This window comes from Photorhabdus akhurstii (assembly GCF_018448925.1).
GTDB lineage: Bacteria > Pseudomonadota > Gammaproteobacteria > Enterobacterales > Enterobacteriaceae > Photorhabdus > Photorhabdus akhurstii.
Genome location: NZ_RCWE01000095.1, coordinates 1 through 956, shown reverse-complemented (window position 1 = coordinate 956; position 956 = coordinate 1). Strand labels below are relative to the sequence as shown.

Genomic DNA, 956 nt, shown 5'->3' with positions numbered 1-956 from the left:
GCCGCGCCCGCCAGCGCATTGTTACCACTGACTTCGGCGGCCACTGCCCCCAGAATTGCATGGGCCAGAGTATTGGTGACGACATCGACTTGATGGGTTTTCGGGTCGGTAGTCAGGTCTTTAATCACCCCGGCCAGGTAAGGGGAAGCGCCGCCTGCCAGTGCCTGACCAATATTTCCGCCCGCGAGTCCCTGAATGGCTGCGGTAGCTGCCTGTAAAGCGGTGTGGTATTTCCCTCCGGTGCCAAGACCGGACTCATTCAATGCCTGGTTATAGGCGGTTTTGTAAATCTGGTCTTTAATTTGCTCAGGCGTAATGTTAGTTTTGCCGGCGTTTTCCAGTTTCTTTCGGGCCGCTTCTCTATCCGGGTCACTGATATTCTCCAGTTTAGCGTGGGCCGCTTTGGTGGCGATAATTGCTCCTTCAGTACTGGCGATGTCAATCACCTGCGCACTGATTTCGCCAATCAGTTGGGCCTGTTTCAGCCGTTGCTGCTCTTTCTCTTTGTCAAAGATAGGACTGAGAGCATTGTTGGCATGGTCGGTATCCCGGCTGAGGGTGGTGACATCCTGTTGCTGGCTGTCTTTATCCCGGATAATCAGGGTGCCGTCGCTGACGGCGGCATGGGTGGTGCTTTGGGCATGGCCTTCCCGGTTAGCGCCGCCCAGGGTATTGGCCGCCATATTACTGAGTAACATGCCGCCTACTGAGCCGCCAGTGCTGATACTCACGCTATGGTGTTCGGTTTTAAAATCCGCTTTGTTTTTGATATCGCCAAAGCCGAGAGTGCCGGTATCGAGGGTGTTTTTGTCTTTGTCTGCGGTACTGGCAATGACTGCACCGTCAAGCTGGGTGTGTTCACCTACTTTGACTTCATAGCCGCCTTTACCGGCAAACAGTCCGGTCTGCTCTTGTACGGAGTCAAAGTTGCTGTGGATTTTGTCGCGGCTGGCGCT

1 pseudogene is annotated in these 956 nt (G+C 54.5%); it reads right to left on the bottom strand.

The features are described 5' to 3' along the window. A pseudogene (locus EAE93_RS23875) lies at positions 1–956 on the bottom strand (hemagglutinin repeat-containing protein); the annotation flags it as partial.